Source organism: Halomonas sp. AOP12-B1-6 (genome assembly GCF_052379225.1).
Lineage (GTDB): Bacteria > Pseudomonadota > Gammaproteobacteria > Pseudomonadales > Halomonadaceae > Vreelandella > Vreelandella casei.
Genome location: NZ_JBQSYK010000002.1, coordinates 633,502 through 650,720 on the forward strand (window position 1 = coordinate 633,502; position 17,219 = coordinate 650,720).

Annotated in this window: 18 protein-coding genes; 7 read left to right on the forward strand and 11 right to left on the reverse strand. The window is 53.8% G+C overall.

Annotated features, from left to right (window positions below; genetic code table 11):
* Window positions 1–19: 19 nt before the first annotated feature.
* The 6 genes from ACT3TR_RS08230 to ACT3TR_RS08255 all read right to left on the reverse strand — a co-directional run bounded on the left by ACT3TR_RS08230 (window position 20) and on the right by ACT3TR_RS08255 (window position 5,870).
* Window positions 20–808 (reverse strand): alpha/beta fold hydrolase, encoded by a 789-nt coding sequence (locus ACT3TR_RS08230; RefSeq protein WP_441684468.1) that lies wholly within the window; start codon window positions 806–808, stop codon window positions 20–22.
* A gap of 10 nt (window positions 809–818) precedes the next feature.
* The gene (pcaF, locus tag ACT3TR_RS08235) at window positions 819–2,021 is read right to left on the reverse strand and encodes a 3-oxoadipyl-CoA thiolase (protein ID WP_441684484.1); all 1,203 of its coding nucleotides are present in this window, start codon (window positions 2,019–2,021) and stop codon (window positions 819–821) included.
* A 25-nt stretch (window positions 2,022–2,046) separates the two neighbouring features.
* Entirely contained in the window at window positions 2,047–2,820 is a 774-nt protein-coding gene (locus ACT3TR_RS08240) for a CoA-transferase subunit beta (RefSeq protein ID WP_441684469.1), read from the reverse strand.
* Window positions 2,820–3,638 carry a CoA transferase subunit A gene (locus tag ACT3TR_RS08245; RefSeq protein WP_441684470.1) on the reverse strand — a complete coding sequence of 273 codons (819 nt, stop codon included), beginning with the start codon at window positions 3,636–3,638 and terminating at the stop codon, window positions 2,820–2,822. Before ACT3TR_RS08245 ends, ACT3TR_RS08240 begins: the two co-directional genes overlap by 1 nt.
* A 301-nt stretch (window positions 3,639–3,939) precedes the next feature.
* A complete protein-coding gene (locus ACT3TR_RS08250; protein WP_441684471.1) occupies window positions 3,940–4,968 on the reverse strand; it encodes a cyclase family protein in 1,029 nt (342 codons plus the stop codon).
* Window positions 4,965–5,870, reverse strand: coding sequence for a 3-hydroxyacyl-CoA dehydrogenase NAD-binding domain-containing protein (locus tag ACT3TR_RS08255; RefSeq protein WP_444624849.1), 906 nt, complete (start codon window positions 5,868–5,870; stop codon window positions 4,965–4,967). The genes ACT3TR_RS08250 and ACT3TR_RS08255 overlap by 4 nt, the downstream gene beginning before the upstream one ends.
* A gap of 170 nt (window positions 5,871–6,040) precedes the next feature.
* Here ACT3TR_RS08255 and ACT3TR_RS08260 point away from each other — a divergent pair, with 170 nt between their 5' ends.
* From ACT3TR_RS08260 to ACT3TR_RS08275, 4 genes are all read left to right on the forward strand, one after another.
* Entirely contained in the window at window positions 6,041–7,375 is a 1,335-nt protein-coding gene (locus ACT3TR_RS08260) for a short-chain fatty acid transporter (protein ID WP_193063026.1), read from the forward strand.
* 37 nt (window positions 7,376–7,412) lie between these two features.
* A complete protein-coding gene (locus tag ACT3TR_RS08265) occupies window positions 7,413–7,709 on the forward strand; it encodes a YciI family protein (RefSeq protein WP_444624848.1) in 297 nt (98 codons plus the stop codon).
* Window positions 7,710–7,732: 23 nt separating this feature from the next.
* Complete coding sequence (gene catC / locus ACT3TR_RS08270) at window positions 7,733–8,023, forward strand: muconolactone Delta-isomerase (RefSeq protein ID WP_096276936.1); 291 nt, start codon at window positions 7,733–7,735, stop codon at window positions 8,021–8,023.
* Window positions 8,024–8,088: 65 nt separating this feature from the next.
* Window positions 8,089–8,832, forward strand: a complete 744-nt coding sequence (locus tag ACT3TR_RS08275) for an SDR family NAD(P)-dependent oxidoreductase (RefSeq protein ID WP_096276934.1) — start codon at window positions 8,089–8,091, stop codon at window positions 8,830–8,832.
* A gap of 4 nt (window positions 8,833–8,836) precedes the next feature.
* On the opposite strand, the gene ACT3TR_RS08280 is transcribed toward ACT3TR_RS08275, so the two are convergent.
* From ACT3TR_RS08280 to ACT3TR_RS08295, 4 genes are all read right to left on the reverse strand, one after another.
* Window positions 8,837–10,063 carry a CaiB/BaiF CoA transferase family protein gene (locus ACT3TR_RS08280; protein WP_444624847.1) on the reverse strand — a complete coding sequence of 409 codons (1,227 nt, stop codon included), beginning with the start codon at window positions 10,061–10,063 and terminating at the stop codon, window positions 8,837–8,839.
* A gap of 39 nt (window positions 10,064–10,102) precedes the next feature.
* On the reverse strand, window positions 10,103–11,608 hold the full coding sequence (locus ACT3TR_RS08285) for a tripartite tricarboxylate transporter permease (RefSeq protein WP_441684474.1): 1,506 nt from the start codon (window positions 11,606–11,608) through the stop codon (window positions 10,103–10,105).
* Between the two features lie 55 nt (window positions 11,609–11,663).
* A complete protein-coding gene (locus tag ACT3TR_RS08290) occupies window positions 11,664–12,170 on the reverse strand; it encodes a tripartite tricarboxylate transporter TctB family protein (RefSeq protein WP_096276929.1) in 507 nt (168 codons plus the stop codon).
* Between the two features lie 80 nt (window positions 12,171–12,250).
* Window positions 12,251–13,237 carry a Bug family tripartite tricarboxylate transporter substrate binding protein gene (locus ACT3TR_RS08295; RefSeq protein WP_444624846.1) on the reverse strand — a complete coding sequence of 329 codons (987 nt, stop codon included), beginning with the start codon at window positions 13,235–13,237 and terminating at the stop codon, window positions 12,251–12,253.
* A 228-nt stretch (window positions 13,238–13,465) separates the two neighbouring features.
* Here ACT3TR_RS08295 and ACT3TR_RS08300 point away from each other — a divergent pair, with 228 nt between their 5' ends.
* Window positions 13,466–14,245 carry an IclR family transcriptional regulator domain-containing protein gene (locus ACT3TR_RS08300; protein ID WP_096276925.1) on the forward strand — a complete coding sequence of 260 codons (780 nt, stop codon included), beginning with the start codon at window positions 13,466–13,468 and terminating at the stop codon, window positions 14,243–14,245.
* Here ACT3TR_RS08300 and aroQ read toward each other — a convergent pair.
* Window positions 14,238–14,675 (reverse strand): type II 3-dehydroquinate dehydratase, encoded by a 438-nt coding sequence (aroQ, locus tag ACT3TR_RS08305; protein ID WP_096276923.1) that lies wholly within the window; start codon window positions 14,673–14,675, stop codon window positions 14,238–14,240. The genes ACT3TR_RS08300 and aroQ overlap by 8 nt on opposite strands.
* 148 nt (window positions 14,676–14,823) lie before the next feature.
* Between aroQ and ACT3TR_RS08310 the strand changes: the two genes are divergently transcribed.
* Together ACT3TR_RS08310 and ACT3TR_RS08315 are read left to right on the forward strand one after the other, a co-directional pair.
* Window positions 14,824–15,678, forward strand: coding sequence for a DUF72 domain-containing protein (locus ACT3TR_RS08310; RefSeq protein ID WP_444624845.1), 855 nt, complete (start codon window positions 14,824–14,826; stop codon window positions 15,676–15,678).
* 169 nt (window positions 15,679–15,847) lie between these two features.
* Window positions 15,848–17,191 carry a sodium-dependent transporter gene (locus ACT3TR_RS08315; RefSeq protein WP_096276919.1) on the forward strand — a complete coding sequence of 448 codons (1,344 nt, stop codon included), beginning with the start codon at window positions 15,848–15,850 and terminating at the stop codon, window positions 17,189–17,191.
* The last annotated feature ends 28 nt before the right edge of the window (window positions 17,192–17,219 follow it).

A 17,219-nucleotide genomic window follows, 5' to 3' on the forward strand; every position in this document is an offset into this window, starting at 1 on the left:
AATGCTTGGGCACATCGCCTTAATCAGCCGCCAGTACATTGAGAAGCTTTTGCGCGAACAGTACCGGGGCTTCTACTGAAGGTACGTGGCCCACGCCGTCCAAAACCATCAGTGAAGCACCGTCAAGCTCCATTGAAAGCGCTTGCAGCGTTGCAGGCGGCGTGGCTAGATCTTCACTGCCACCCAACAACTGTACGTTGGCGTGCTTGCCGGTCAGCTTTCCAATAAAGCTATCGCGCCCCAGCATTTCGCACAGCTGGGCGTAAGACTCATCATCGCCACGGCCCATTTGAGTGCACCAGCCGGCTTTCAACGCGGGGTTTGCCGCAAACGCCGCCGGTGCAAACCAGCGCGGCACAATCTCTTGGGCCATCGCCGCCAAGCCTTCCTGACGCACGCGGCCTGCACGGGTGCTCCACAGCTCCGCAGTGCCGATCACCGCGCCGGTGTTGGTTAGCGTGACGGAGAGCAGGCGATGTGCATGTTCGGCTATCAACTGCTGACCAACCACGCCGCCTATCGAGGTGCCGGCGAAGTGAAAGCGCGCAGCGCCTGCAAGCTCTACCAGCGCAAGCGCCTCTGCGGCGAGATCAGCGGGGCTGATGCGCTTACCGCCCACTGCCTGGCTAGCACCATGACCGGGTAGATCCCAGGTGAGCACTCGATAGCTAGGCAGCAGCGCAGGAATGACGTCATCCCATACCGCTTGGCTCATGCCCAGCGGATGCGCCAGCAACACAAGTGGATTGGCTTCTGCCCCGAGCAGCCGGTAAGCCACGCTGCGACCGCTGATGATATGGAATGCCATAGTGCCTCCGTTAAACCCGTTCGATTAGCGTTGCGATACCCTGACCAACACCCACGCACATGGTGCACAGCGCGTAGCGTTTGCCGCTGTTTTGCAGCTCAAACGCAGCCGTCATGAGCAGACGTGCTCCTGACATGCCCAGTGGATGGCCAAGAGCAATCGCGCCGCCGTTAGGATTCACGCGTGGGTCATCGTCTTGCAAGCCCAGGTCGCGCATGCAGGCCAGCGCCTGAGCGGCGAACGCTTCATTGAATTCGAAGACATCGATCTCGTCGATAGAAACACCGGTACGCTTCAGCAGTTTCTGTACAGCTGGTACCGGTCCGTAGCCCATAATGCGCGGTTCAACGCCTGCGGTGGCCATTCCAATAATTTTCGCTATTGGCTTAAGACCGTGCTGTTTCACCGCCGCTTCGCTGGCCACCAGCATCGCCGCCGCACCGTCGTTGACACCGGAGGCATTACCCGCCGTAACGCTGCCGCCCTCACGAAAGGGGGTTGCTAAGCCCGCCAGCTTATCGAGTGTGGTTTCCCGCAGATGCTCATCCTGATCAAATATCAGGGGCGCCTGTTTGCGCCGCGGGATCTCAATCGCCGTAATCTCTTGGGCAAAGCGCCCGGCTTTTTGGGCAGTCGCGGCTTTCTGCTGCGAGCGCAGCGCAAACGCATCCTGATCTTCCCGGGAGATATTGAACTGCTCGGCGACGTTTTCTGCGGTCTCCGGCATGGAGTCAACGCCGTAAGCTTTCTTCATTAGCGGGTTGATAAAGCGCCAGCCAATAGTGGTGTCTTCAATTTTTTGGCCACGAGAGAAGGCGCTATCGGCTTTGCCCATAACATAGGGTGCGCGGGACATAGATTCAACGCCACCAGCAAGCGCCAGCGCCATCTCGCCCGCTTTAATGGCGCGAAAGGCCGTGCCAACCGCGTCCATACCCGAACCACACAGGCGGTTCATGGTGGTGCCAGGTACCGAGGTGGGGATACCCGCCAATAGCGACGACATACGCGCCACATTGCGGTTATCGTCACCGGCCTGGTTGGCGCAGCCCATAAAGACTTCTTCAATCGCCGCGGGATCAAGAGCCGGTGCTTCTGCCAGGACGGCTTTAAAAATGGTGGCGGCGAAATCATCGGGACGTACGCCGGCTAACGTGCCGCCAAAACGACCGATGGCGGTGCGTCGGGGATGGCAAAGGTAGACGTTTTTAATATCGACATCACTCATAAAAAACTCCTTATTCGCCGGCGTGAGCGCGTTCAGTACGTGCTTTCAACTCGCGTAAGATCGTCAGCTCCTTTTCGCTGGGCTCAGGCGTGCTTTCAAGCTGTTCAGCAAAGCGTACTTCCCACCCCGTAGCATCCATTACGTCGCTGCGGCTAATGCCGGGATGTAGCGATACCACCACCAGCTCTTTCGTCTCCGGATCGGGTTTCATCACGCACAGGTCAGTAATCACGCGGGTAGGCCCTTTGCCAATATTGGGTACGTTATCGCGCCCTTTCCCGTCACGACCAAAGCCTAACGTAGTCACAAAATCAACGTCCTTAACAAATGCCCGCCTGCTGTGCTTAAGCGTAATAAATACTTCGCCTGCGTTAGTGGCAATTTCTGGCGCGCCGCCGCCGCCCGGTAGGCGGACTTTGGGCGCTTTGTAATCGCCAATCAGCGTGGTATTCAGATTGGCAAAACGGTCGATTTGCGCAGTGCCTAAGAATCCCACATTGACCTTTCCGCCCTGCAGCCAGTAGCGGAACATTTCCGGTACCGCCACGGTGGTCAGCGCGGACTCACACAGTTCGCCATCGCCGATCGAAAGCGGCAGAATCTCAGGCTTGGTTTGTAGCGTGCCAGACTCATAGATCAGCACCACGTCAGGCGCGTGGGTCAGCCGCGCCAAGTTGGCGGCCTCAGAAGGCAAGCCGATGCCCACAAAGCAGGTCATGCCATTTTCAAGCGCCCGCGCCGCGGTCACTGACATCATTTCTGAAGAGCTATATTCCAGATTCATCAGGCGCGGCCTCCCACGTTAAACACGTTGTCATCAAGCCATTCAGTAAAGGTATCGCGGTCGCGGGCGATGGCATCCCACTCTTTATAAAAGCGATTGCTGCGGCCGTAATAGCCATGGGTATACGAGGGCAGCGCACCTTTCTCAGCCACCGCAATGGCGCTGATGGCCCAGCCGGGAATCACGCAGGCATTAGGGTGCGTATTAAGGTCATCAACGATTTCTTCTACGGTGACGATACTGTGCTTAGCCGCCAGCACTGCTTCTTTTTGTACACCGACAATCCCCTCCACCAGCACGTTGCCTTGGCGGTCGGCGCGCTGGGCGTGAATAATCGACACATCCGGACGCACTGATGGCACAGCGGCCAAGCGCTCACCGGTAAACGGGCATTCAATGAACTTGATTTGGTCGTTCACACTAGGCAACTCACTGCCCACATAGCCGCGCAGCACCGCGAGCGGTAAACCTGCCGCCCCGGCTTCAAAAGCACAGGCCATGGCCGCATGGCTATGCTCAAGAATATCGATCTTATGGGGCCAGCCTTTCTCAACCGCATCGCGCAGACGGTGTAGCGAGCCCACGCCGGGATTACCTCCCCAAGAGAAAATCACTTTTTTCGCGCAGCCCGCGCCAATCAACTGATCGTAGATAATATCGGGCGTCATTCGAATTAGCGTTAGATCACGCTTTTTCTGGCGGATGACTTCATGGCCCGCAGCAAAAGGAATGAGGTGGGTAAAGCCTTCCATGGCTACAGTGGCGCCGTCTTGGACGTAGCGCGCTACCGCGTCATGCAAGCTGAGAAACTCGGCCATATAGGATGCCTCTTAGCAGGTCGTTGGCGAATCGCAGGATCCTGTTCGTCTTGCGAACATAGATTCTTAATGCGAACAATTTACTGCCGAACGCTAATCGGGTCAAACCCTACTGCGGGAGCTTAAGGTTTAATCGATAAATTTATGCTCCTAATAATTATCTTAAAATTCATATTTTTCAGACTATTATATAATTTCATCAGCTTTTTTAGCGTTCACTTCATGAGCGCGCCTGCTACCAAGGTATAGTCTCACTAAGGCGCTCCACTCACCTGTTTTAACCGCGCAGATGACTGAATCGCTATACGCTAGCCACCGGCGTGACCGGTGAACCTATCGCGCCGGGTAAGCGCAGCGGTGGCGCTGTCAGTAAGAACCGATTACGTTCACGGCTATGCAGCCATTGCGCTAAGTCCTTCAGATACCACAGCTCCGCCAACGGCAAGCCGAGCTTGAATAAGCAGTGGTGGTGCAAGGGCAGCTTGGAGCAGCAGCCAGGCTCCAGTTCGCGATCCATGTTCTCTACCGCGTAATTATCAGCGCAGATGGCCGAAATTCCGCTGTCGGTGATCCACTTCAGCAGGGCCTGATCGCTGCCGTCGAGCACGGCGCCAGTATTTTTCAGCACGTCCGGCTGCGGCTTGCCTTGCATATCCAGTAACGCCTCTGCGAAGCCCGTGCGCAATACCAGCATATCGCCACGCTCAATCACCACGTTCAGTTGCTCCAGCGCCGCCATCAGCGCCGCATGGCCTACCAGCGTTCTTCCCATGCCAAACACACGAACCAAATCAACCAATACGGCCCGGCCCTGCATACCATGCACGGCCATATTTTCAACACCCAAACGCTGGGCATAAGAGCCATGCTGTTGATGGGGCTGCTGACTCAAATTGAGCACATCCTGGTCAGCCAAATAGCCGTTGTAATAGCGACGCTCTGGCTGCCCGTCATTATCGCCATCGAACAGAGCGCCCACATGGGCAAGCGAGTCCCACTGTGTGGAGTACTGCAGCGAGAGCTGAACCTGATCGTCACTAATAACGTCCTGTAACCCTGGGCTATGAGTGGCGAGAGGAAAATTGATGTACTGGTCATCACCGAGCGCCGTGGGGGACAGCTTGGGCGGTGAGCGGCGAGGATTCAGTACCTTGCCACCAGGAATATCCAGCGGCAGCGACAGGCAGAACGTTACGCCCTCAAGCACTTCCTTAACGCCTTTGAGCACCTGTTCAGGCCCAATCAGATTAACCCGCCCTAGCTGATCATCGGGCCCGAAATCACCCCAGTTACTGCCTTCAGGACGCTGTTTCCATCGTGGCTGATTCATGACTCTCCTTTTTGCTCATGCTGTGTGGCAATAGCAATAATACGTTGCAGGCTCTCTCGCTCCTGAGTCTGATGTTGCACCCGGGACTCCTCGCTCCAGCGGTAAAAGCCGCGCCCGGTCTTGGCACCTAGACGCCCCTGGGCAACATAATCTTCAAGCAGCGCAGCAGGTTCATCACGCGCATCAAGATCCGGGTAAAGGTAGCGAGCGATATTCAGGTGAATATCTAGCCCGTTGAGGTCACGCTGGCATAGCGGGCCATTGAGCGCCATGCGCACGCCGATGGAGTACTGCACGATGTCATCCAGCGCCTCGGCCTCTACCACGCCTTTCTCTAATAGCGAGAGACATTCACGCATGATGGCATGCTGAATTCGGTTGGCGACAAACCCAGGCACGCAGGTATTGAGTACCGCTGGGCGTTTTCCCAACTGTTTTAGCCAGCGACACGTCGTCTCCACGACCGCAGCCTCCGTATGGCTACCGGGAACCACTTCTACGGTAGGAACAATGTCTGCCGGATTAAAGAAGTGCGTACCTAGAAAACGTTGCGGTAGGCGCAGGCTACTTCCGATATCGTCGATAGGAATACCCGAGGTATTGGTCATAATGATCGTGGTGTCGGCCACGCTGGCCTCGATTTGGGCCACGACCTTCTGCTTGATGGCGATATTCTCGGTCACGCTTTCGATCACAAAATCTGGGGCCTGATTCATTTTCAACTGAGTGGTGAAACAGACGTCGGCAGCGCACGCCCCCATGCTCAGGCGGCTGGCTTCCAGCACCTGCGGGTTGGTATCCACCACCACCACGTGAACACCCTGCGCAGCCATTAACTTAGCTAGCGTGGTGCCCATCGTGCCGGCCCCCACCACAACGGCTTGCAATGAATCTTGTTGCATTAGCTTTGCTCCCTTCACGGCGTCTGATGAGCTTTGTAGTTAGGCTTAGACAAACGTCGCATTGAATAAAATCATAAGCGGGTTAACTATGACACCACAAAACGAACTTATGTACGCTATGCGCACATAGTAGACAATGTCGAATATGCCGACAATAGAGGTCTTTACCAATGAATGCGCTGGCCAATTTCTTCACCCGGCTCGTTAATCGCTACATGCCTGACCCTCTGGTCATTGCCATACTGCTGACCGTGCTGACCATGCTATTAGCCGTGTTGATGCAGGGCACCAGCCCATTGGATGCGGTGCGTTATTGGGGCAACGGCTTCTGGGACCTGCTCGCGTTTAGCATGCAGATGACGGTTATCCTTTTAGCGGGCTATATTCTGGCCAAAACGCCATTAGTAGACGGTGCCCTCAACCGTATCGCTGCGCGCGTTAAAACACCCTTTATGGCGATTGTTGTCGCGACCCTGGTAGGCGGTATCGGGAGCTGGTTGAACTGGGGGTTTGGGCTGGTGATCGGCGGAATCGTTGCTCAGAAGCTGGCACTGAACGTGAAAGGCCTGCACTACCCTCTGGTGATTGCCGCTGCGTATTCAGGCTTTGCGCTTTATGGCATTGGCCTGTCGGGTAGCGTGCCGCTGCTGATTGCCACCGAAGGGCACTTTCTTCAGGACACCATCGGGCTGATACCGCTTAGCGAAACAATCTTCTCGCCTATTCTTTTGATCACCAGCGCCTTTATTCTTCTCACCCTGCCCTTTTTCAATGCTTGGCTGCACCCTAAAAAAGCCGCAGATATTGTTGAAATCGATCCAAGCTCCGTCGCTAAACCTGCCGAAGTCCCTCTGGCTAAAGGCGAAAAAGTCACCGTTGCTGAGCGCATGAATCACAGCAGATGGGTGGGCATCGGTATTGGCTTGCTGGGTATGCTGTATATCGCGCTGTATGCGTTTGATGGCGGTTCGCTAAACCTTAATACGGTCAACTTCGCTTTCCTTTTCCTCGGCATACTACTGTTTGCGTCACCGGCCCACTACCTAGCCGCCTTGGCAGACGGGGTACGCATCGTTTCCGGCATCATCGTGCAATATCCTTTTTACGCGGGGATCATGGGTATTCTGGTCGGCTCGGGCTTAGTAGTGTCGTTCGCTAATATCTTTGTGGATATCTCCAGCGCACAAACGCTGCCTATCTGGTCGTTTATCAGCGGCGGCATTATCAACTTGCTAGCCCCTTCTGGTGGCGGTCAGTGGGCAGTCCAAGGCCCGGTCATGGTGCAAGCCGCCACAGAGCTGGGTGCTTCCCAGGCAGCGACGGCACTGGCCGTGCAGATAGGCGATCAGTGGACCAACATGGTTCAGCCCTTTTGGATCCTCCCGGTACTGGCTATCTCTGGCTTGAAGTTACGCGATGTGATGGGCTATATGGTGCTGATCCTGATTTATCTGGGAATCATCTATGCCAGCGCTGTAATGATCTGGGGCTATCTTGGCGCCTAAAGAGCGCTGCTGACTAACCTTACTAAAGGATTCGCGCATGCCCTTTCTCATCGAAACGTTCGACAAGCCCGACCACCAGGCGCTACGCCTGGAAGTGCGCCAGGCCCACTTAGAGTATCTAGACGCCAACGTCACGCTATTGTTGGCCTGTGGTGCCAAGCTTTCTGACGACGGCACCACGGCTTCTGGCGGCCTCTATTTAGTCGATCTAGAAAGCCGCGAAGAAGCTGAACGCTTCATTAAGGCTGACCCGTTCCATAAAGCGGAGCTATTTGCCGAGGTCAACATCGCGCGCTGGCGGCAAGCCTACCTGAATCGCCAAAACACCCTGTAACGCGAACCCAAGGGAGACATACGATGCTGTTTCATGTGGAAATGACCGTAAAACTGCCGCCGGATATGCCGGCCGAGCAAGCCGCTGAGATTAAGTCGAAAGAAAAAGCCTACTCTCAGGAATTACAGCGCCAGGGTAAGTGGCGCCATCTATGGCGGGTGGCTGGCAGTTACGCCAATGTCAGCATTTTTGACGTTAATGACAACGCGGAACTGCAAGATCTTATTAGCGGTTTACCGCTGTTTCCTTATATGGATATCCAGGTAAAACCGCTGTGTCAGCACCCGTCATCAGTTCGCGAGAACGATGCATAAAAAGCACTGATTGCTTGCCCGCTAAGCGCAGGCTCACTCGATCGACATAGGCTGGGAATATCGGAATGAGTCAACACTCTGCTCAACACGAAAGCACCTCAAAACACTGTGCGGTGGTTACCGGCGGGGCCAGAAACATTGGCGAAGCTATCGCCTTGCGGCTTCAGCAGGATGGCTATCAGGTTATCGTAGTGGATATCGTCGAGCCGGATGCGGCGTCGTTGAAGGCCCACGCGCATCAAGTCGACCTTTCCGATGCGGATGCCACTCGGCGCGTGATGGCCGACATTGCCGAACGCTATTCGGTGACCCGGCTGGTTAATAATGTCGGTATTGTGGCACCGGCACTACTTGAAGAGGTGCAGCTTGAGGACTTCGATAAGTTAATGCACCTCAATGCGCGCTCAGCGCTGGTCTGCACCCAGGCGCTACTGCCGGCCATGAAAGCCAACGGTATGGGCCGCATCGTGTTGAACACCAGCCGTGTCGTGCTAGGCAAAGAAGCCCGTACAGTTTACAGCGCCACCAAGGGAGCGCTGCAGTCCATGGCCAGAACCTGGGCGCTAGAGCTTGCGCAGCACAACATCACGGTCAACTGCGTCGCCCCCGGCCCCATCGCGACTAGTGCTTTCTGGCAGAACAACCCGCCTGACTCTGAACGAGCCCGTCGCATCATTGATAATATTCCTCTGCAGCGTATGGGCCAGCCCGAAGACGTCGCCCAAGCAGTCAGTTTCTATTGCGACGAGCGCAGCGGGTTCATTACGGGCCAGACCCTATTCGTGTGTGGCGGCGTTACCGTCGGCTAAGCGTTTATTTCACCACGCCTTTTTGACGCAGAGCGCTGATATCTAAGGCGCTCTTATGCAGTAAATTGTGCAGGATTTGATCCGTGTCTTCGCCTAATTTAGGCGGAGGCTTGCAGTATTCCAGGGGTGTTTTGGAATACTTAATAGGATTAGCCACACCGGGCACGTCGCCCGCTTCAGATGCCAACGCTATCTTCATATTGCGCGCTTTAACCTGCGGGTCATCAAAGACTTGAGCAATCGTCTGAATAGGCCCACAAGGCACGCTGATGGTGCTTAAGGCCGCTATCCATTCACCGCTAGTGCGCGTTCGCGTGATCGCCACCATAATCGGGATTAGCTCAAGCCGGTGCTTGACCCGCTCAGGGTTGGTGCTAAAGCGCACATCAACGGCCAGTTCCGGCCGCTCGACCGCCTCGCAAAACCGCTTAAACTGCCCATCGTTGCCGATGGCGATAATCACTTTTTCGCCGTCAGCGGTCGGAAACGGTTGGTAAGGCACGAGATTAGGATGGTACTCGCCAGTACGGGTTGGAGAGTTACCGCTGCAGAAATAATTAAGCGCTTGATTAGCCAGCCAGCTGACCTGCACATCGAGCAGCGCCATATCAATATACTGCCCCTCCCCGGTCAAATGCCGATGATGCAGCGCACCGAGAATGGCAATGCTGGCATTCATACCCGTGGTCAGGTCGGAGACGGCCATGCCGACGCGCTGAGGGCCGGCGCCAGGCTCCCCATCGGCGGCGCCGGTTATGCTCATTAACCCTGCCTGAGCTTGGATCAAATAATCATAGCCCGCCATAGACGCCATGGGCCCCGTCTGGCCGAAGCCGGTGATCGAGCAGTAAATCAGACGCGGATTAATGGCCTCTAATGTGGCGTAATCGAGACCTTTACGCGCCAGCCCACCACTCTTAAAGTTCTCCACCAAAATATCGCTTTGTGCTGCCAGTTCGCGCACCAACGCCTGCCCTTCCGGCTGGCTAATATCGACCGTCACTGAATGCTTGCCGCGATTGGCCGAAAGATAATAGGCCGACTCGGCGGTATCCTTGCCCTGGCTATCTTTTAACCAGGGAGGCCCCCAGTGACGCGTATCATCACCCAGCGTTGGGTGCTCAATCTTAATAACCTCAGCCCCCATATCGGCCAGTATCTGCGTACACCAGGGTCCGGCCATCACTCGGCTTAAATCCAGTACGCGCAAGCCTGTCAGTGGTCCCGCCATCGCGCTGTCTCCTGCCCTACAGAGGTGTTATTTAGCTGATTAAGCGCTCTTTGACGTTGAATCGTCTTGCTGTGCCTTGCGGCGTGCTTCTACAAAGCGATACAGCGCCAAGGCAATAGAACCAACAGTTAGTGCGATGAAGAACCAAGTGATAGGGCCGCGCACAAAAATCGACAGATCATTAGACCCAATTAACAGCGAGCGACGCAGGTTGTCTTCAAACATCGGGCCAAGAATAAAGCCGATCAGAAACGGCGCCGCGGGTATGGCAGCACGATTAAAGATATAACCCAGCACCCCGAAGGCCACCATTAGCCCTATATCAAAGGCATCGTTATTGACGGCATAAGAGCCGTAAACACAGAACATCAATACGATGGGAAATAGAATCGACTTAGGAATATCCGCAATTAGCGAGAAGTACTTGATGGCAACATTACCCACCACCAGCAAGATAACCGAGCTGAGCATAATACCCATGAACAGTGCATAGATAAGCGACAAGTTCTCCTGGAACATAATCGGTCCAGGTGTCAGACCATGCACCATAAAGGCGCCCAGGATAATCGCAGTGATGACATCGCCGGGAATGCCTAACGAGAGCAGCGGAATCATCGTAGCGCCCGCAACGCCGTTGTTACCGGCCTCAGCAGCGGCAACACCTTCAACCTCACCTTTGCCGAAATTGGCTTTATTAGGAGAACGGCGGCGCGCATCACTATAAGAAATAAACGCCGCAGCGGTGGCCCCAGTACCGGGAATCGCCCCAATAATAACGCCGATCAAGCTTCCGCGAACGATGCTTTTCATACAGCGCTTAAGTTCAGCAAAGGTCAAACCAACGCCGCTTGCTTTCGCTTTAATATGGGGTATTGCCTTCTTACGATAAAACTCCATGATCTCCGGTATCGCGAAAAGACCAATCAGTAGCGGAATAAAAGAGATGCTATCCATCAAGTTATAGTTATCAAACGTCAGGCGCTGAGAGCCAAATACACTGTCTAACCCCACCAAAGAGAGCAGGATCCCCAACAGTGCGGCCATCAGGCCTTTAATCATGGAACCGCTAGCGAGCGAAATAATGATGGTCAGTGAAAAGCAGATCAGCCAGAAGAATTCGGGGGCCCCGAAATTAAGCGCGATCTTGGCAAGATAAGCAGCAAAGAAAATCAGGGCGATATTGGAGATAAAATCGGCAATCACCGATGAATAAAGCGCCGCTTTCAGGGCTTTCTTCGCATGCCCCTGCTGCGCCATCGGGTAGCCATCAAGCAGCGTACAGGCCGAGGCGGGGGAGCCTGGCGTGCGTATCAGGATAGCGGTAATCGAACCGCCGTACATACCGCCTTTATAAATGCCGACCAGCAGTAAAATAGCGGCAATGGGCTGCATAGAGAAGGTAAACGGCAGTGCCAGTGCTACCGCCATCGTTGCCGTAAGCCCTGGAATTGACCCGACTACCACGCCAATAACTACGCCCGCAGCAATCGCCAGGAAGTTTTCCAGGCTAAAGAATAATTGTATGACTTCCGAAAAATTTTCCATAGTTCACCTAGAGTGGTTCGCCTAAAATGGGTCACCTAAAACAATAATGAGCGACTTAGAGCCAGTACGGCATTATCGGAAGCGGCACACTCATTACTTCAGCAAATAAGAGTGTCACGGCGATGGGAAACAAAAATGCCATGCTATATACCCACCACGTGCGAACGGGATGCGCCACGAATAACACCACGGTTGCCAAAATGCCGCAGACTATTGCGCCTAACGTCTCAAAAAAGCCGATATAAAGCGCTAATGAAGCGATCATCATGATGAAGCGCAGTGACGAACCTTTTTCTATCCTCCGTTCATCCTCCTCGGGGCTGTATTCCACCAGCAAACCCTGAAAGATGAGAAGGATAGAAAACAGCAGTATCAGCCAGCCCACGATGGTCGGTAGCCAGCGAGGTGACATCATCGGATTTTGCAAAATCGCCGGTTCATTGATGTAGTTAGGCACAAGGTAAAAAACCAGCACAGCAGAAAACCCCAATAGAGCAATCCCCGCTATCACATCACTGGCATCTTTTATCTTCACCCTGCGCTTGGGGTCCGATGTCGTCATCGCTACCTTCTCCAAAGAAACAATAGAGGCGAGCGCATCAGCCCTCGCCCCAGTACTAAATAATTAATGGACGATTTCGCTTACTGGCTAATGCCCGCCTGTTCAGCAACCGCTTTCCAGCGCTGCAAGTCATCTGTGATAAATTGCTTAAACTCGTCACCGGCCACTGTGCCCGGCTGCGCGCCTAGCTGCTTAGCAAAATCTAGGAACTCTTCGCGCTGCATGACTCTAGCCAATGCATCTTGCATAACGCTTTGAGCTTCTTCTGGGAACGAGCTTTGCGCAATCAGACCAAACCATGCGGTGGTAACAAACTGATCAAGATTGTATTCACCAATTTCCGACAGCGTGGGAACATCCGGCAGATACTCAGAACGCTCGGCAGAGGTAACGGCCAGCGCGCGTAAGTCGCCCGAACGGATATGCGAAAGCACGGTTGGCATGTTTTCGAAAGAGACATCCACATCGCCACCCAACAGCGCCGGAAGCGATGCGCCACTGCCGGCAAAAGGTACTGCCGTCATGTTGGTATCCGTTAATGTTTTGAACAATTCACCCGACATATGGATAGAGCTGCCCACGCCGCTATGGCTAAACGTCATGTTTTCTTCTTTGGCTGCTTCGATAAACTCGATGACGTTCTGATAAGGGCTATCTGCCGGGACGACCATCACGTTCGGAATATCGATCATGTTTTGTAGGAAAACAAAATCCTCGACCGGGTCATAGGTTAGGCCAGGGTAAATCGCGGCGCCGATAGTGTGTCCTGGCGATGCCATCAGCAGGGTGTGATCAATATCACGGCCACCGCGAGCGACTCGGCCAGTTCCTACCGTGGAACCCGCTCCAGGACGGTTTTCGACAATGACGTTGGCATCCAGCTCCTGCGAAAGTAAATCAGCAACGCGACGCGACAACACATCCGTAGTGCCACCCGGCGCATACGGCACAACAAGGTGAATGTCTTTCGTCGGCCACTCATCGGCGCTGGCAGTAGATGCCATCAAACCCAGTGCCAGTGCGCCGCTGCAAGCGGCCATGCATGTTGCGCTTAAGATATTTTTCATTTTTCATTCCTAATAGAATATTGTTTTTTGTGCGCATAGCGTACAAGTATTCGTAATACATACGGCGAGATTACTTCTTTGCCCCCCCTGAGCAAAACACAACTTTAGTATATGAAGGTGGAAAGACGATCCAAACAATGGGTGCTTTAGACAATAAAATACAATAGTTCGCATAGCGAACTATTTTGCAGTACTCTTTTAGCGACTTAAAAATAACGGATAGTAAACATGCAAGAAGAAACGCTTAATGAAGATAGCCGTGACTTTGTAACGGCCCTGGCGAGCGGCCTGGAAGTGATACGCACCTTTGATCACGAACACCCACGCATGACGCTAAGTGAAGTCGCGACGCGAACGGGGATGAATAGAGCAAAAGCGAGACGTTTCTTACTGACGTTGCACGCACTGGGGTATGTGCGTAAGCAGCAGCGCTATTTTGAGCTCACGCCACGGGTGCTACAGCTTGGTTACGCATTTTTATCTGCTAATAACTATCAGGGCGTGATTCAACAATACTTGGAAGAAATTACCGATGAGACGGGAGAATCATCGTCACTCGCCGTTTTGGAAGGTAATGATGTGGTGTATGTGGCCCGCTCGGCGGCCAAACATCGTCTGATGACAATTACGCTTTCCGTGGGTACGCGGCTACCGGCAGCCTATACGTCCATGGGGCGCACGCTGCTGGCGCAGCTTAGCGATACGGATCTTGAGCACTTTTTATCCACCGTTGAGCTACAGCCGTACACAGATAAAGCCATTACCGATATTGATAAGCTACGAGATCAGATTCTAAGCGCCCGCCAACAAGGCTATGCCATCTCTGATCAAGAGCTAGACCCAGGCCTGCGCTCCATAGCCGCGCCGGTCTATGATGCTAAAAAGCACCTTTTGGGGGCTATCAACATAAGTACCAATGCGGCCAGGGTCGATTTTAATACGTTAGTGAATGTTTACTTACCTATCGTACGCAAAAAGGCCGCACAAATTCAGCTACACGTTAATTAGCCATCACCGCCTCTAATGCGGCCCGGTAGCCCTGGACGCCTAGCCCGGCAATTACCCCGTCTGCACGCAGTGAGATATAGGAATGATGCCGAAAGGCTTCGCGCTTATGGACATTAGATAAATGCACCTCAATGACGTGGCCATCAAAAGCATTGAGCGCATCAAGGATGGCCACAGAGGTATGCGTATAGGCGGCGGGGTTGATGATAATCGCCTGGGTACCATCAAGGCGCGCGGCGTGAATAGCATCAATCAGCACTCCTTCATGATTACTTTGTAAGCAGGTAATGTCCCAACCGGCCATTACCGCCTTCTCTCGTAGCATGTTATTCACATCATCTAATGTCTCAAACCCATAGATTTCTGGCTGGCGACTACCTAGCAAATTCAAATTTGGCCCATGTAATACCAATACTTTTCCCTGACTCATTGCTTTCTTCCATACGGTGAATTAACACATTATTTAGCCTAGCTATCTGTTCTATCACCTAACCCGCTAATGGCGCTAGGTCACGCCTGCAGATAACCACATTAGGCGGCATACTAGCGCCTGACTCTGTTGATATAGGCATCGTTTCATGACGCTTCCTCTCTACCTAGGCTTACCCATGTGGGCCAATCATGACTGGCTTGGCAGCCTTTATCCGCGCCATGCTAAAACAGAGCTACTCAGCGACTATGCCGCGGTATTTTCCAGCGTTGAGGGCAACACCACGTTTTATAGCGGCACGCCCAAGCCAACGATCATTGCCGCTTGGGCCCGCCAAGCGCCGCCCCACTTTCGCTTCTGTTTTAAACTGCCGGCCAGCGTGACCCATGATCAACGATTAATGCGTTTAAAGGATGCATGGGCATTTCTAGCGGCACTTGAGCCGCTTCACGACCGTATGGGGCCTACGATGGTGCAGCTGCCGCGTGATTTTGGTCCGCAAGAGCTGCCTCAGCTTGAAGCGTTGCTGGCTGCCTGGCCTGCCCACTTGCCTTGCGCGGTGGAAGTCCGCCACCCTGAGTTTTTCCACAAAGGAGCCGCGGAAAAAGCCCTTAACCGTCTGTTGATAACTTATTCAGCCAACCGGGTTATGCTCGACGTGCGCCCGGTCTTCTCTACCCCTGCAAATGGCCATCCAGGCTTGGCACATGCTCAGCAGGAAAAGCCGAAACTCCCACTTCACGTGCTTTCCACGGCAAATTATCCGGTGATTCGGTTCATTGGCCATATTGACAAAACAATTAATAGTGACTACTTCACTGCCTGGATACCCCGCCTAAAGCTGTGGATAAGTCAGGGGAAAACCCCTTTCTTATTTGTGCATACTGCTGACAACCGGGAGTCTCCTCACCTCGCCCGCTGGCTGTATAACGCACTAGGGGAAATAACCCCGCTACCTCCGCTTGCTCCATTTGCTGGTGAGAAGCAAAGCCAGCTGTTTTAGTGCACCTTTTTAGGTCAGCTAACTGGCATGCTGGCCATTGATCAGATAAATTGCGGTTACTTTCGGAAAATGGCGCTGGGTATGGCTCAATTTTCCGAAAACTAGCGCACAGCGCAGACTTACTGCTTACCTTCAGTACTTACACAACAATCGACTTAATGGGTGATGTATGGCGAAACTTGCACATGCACAATGGTCATCTCGTATGGGCTTTGTGCTGGCTGCCGCAGGATCGGCGGTAGGCCTGGGAAACATCTGGCGTTTCTCGTATATGACGGGCGAAAGCGGCGGCGCGGCGTTCGTATTGGTTTATCTAGCGTGTGTTGCGTTAGTAGGCCTGCCGATTCTAGTGGCGGAATGGATGATTGGCCGGCGCGGCCAAAAAAATCCAATCAACACCATGGCTGATTTAGCTAAACAGAACGGCAAATCACCTGCGTGGGCATTAATAGGTGCCAGCGGTGTATTAGCCGCCTTTTTGATTCTGTCGTTTTACAGCGTCATCGGTGGCTGGTCGTTAAACTACACACTAGGTTCCGTGATTGGCACCTTTAATGGCCAAGATGCCGACAGTATTGCCGACCTGTTTGGAGGAATGCTCGCCAGCCCGTCAACGCTATTGCTTTGGCACTCTGCCTTTATGCTATTAGTCGTTGGGATTGTGGCTCGTGGGGTAACGAAAGGACTGGAGAGCGCTGCTCGCCTAATGATGCCTGCGCTTATTGTGCTGATGCTGATACTGGTGGGCTACGGCGTGGCAAGCGGCTATTTTGGCGAGACGCTGGCCTTTATGTTCCGGCCTGACTGGAGTGCGCTAACAGGCGGTGTCGTGCTAGCCGCAATGGGGCAAGCGTTCTTCACCCTGTCGCTTGGCATGGGAATTATGATGGCTTACGGCTCCTACCTGGGTGAAGACGTTAACCTGATCAGCACCGCGCGTACGGTCATTATTCTAGATACCGCTATCGCCCTGCTGGCGGGACTAGCCATCTTCCCCATCGTCTTTGCCAATGGCTTAGGTGCAGGCGAAGGGCCTGGCTTAATTTTTGTCACGCTACCGCTGGCGTTTGGCAATATGGCAGGCGGCACGATTTTAGGCCTGATGTTCTTCCTGCTATTAACCTTTGCGGCGCTTACCTCGGCGATTTCACTGCTTGAGCCGGCCGTTGAAATGCTTGAGGAGCGCACTTCGCTTTCTCGCGTAATGGCGACACTGGTGAGCGGTATTGCGGTTTGGCTGCTGGGCGTCGCGGCGCTGCTGTCATTCAATGTGTGGTCCGACGTACTGCTGTTCGGCCTCAACATTTTTGACTTCCTGGATACCTTTACCAGCAAAGTATTGCTGCCGCTGACCGGCCTCGGCGCCATTGTGTTTGTCGCATGGTGCTTTAAACGCGAAAGCGTAGAAGCCGAACTTGGGCTGTCAGCTACCGGCATCAGCGTATGGAACATCATCGCGCGCTATGTAGCGCCCGCAGGCGTCGTTATTGTCTTCGTGACAGGGCTTATTTAAGCCGTCACTGCCTCGAGGCTTACTTTAG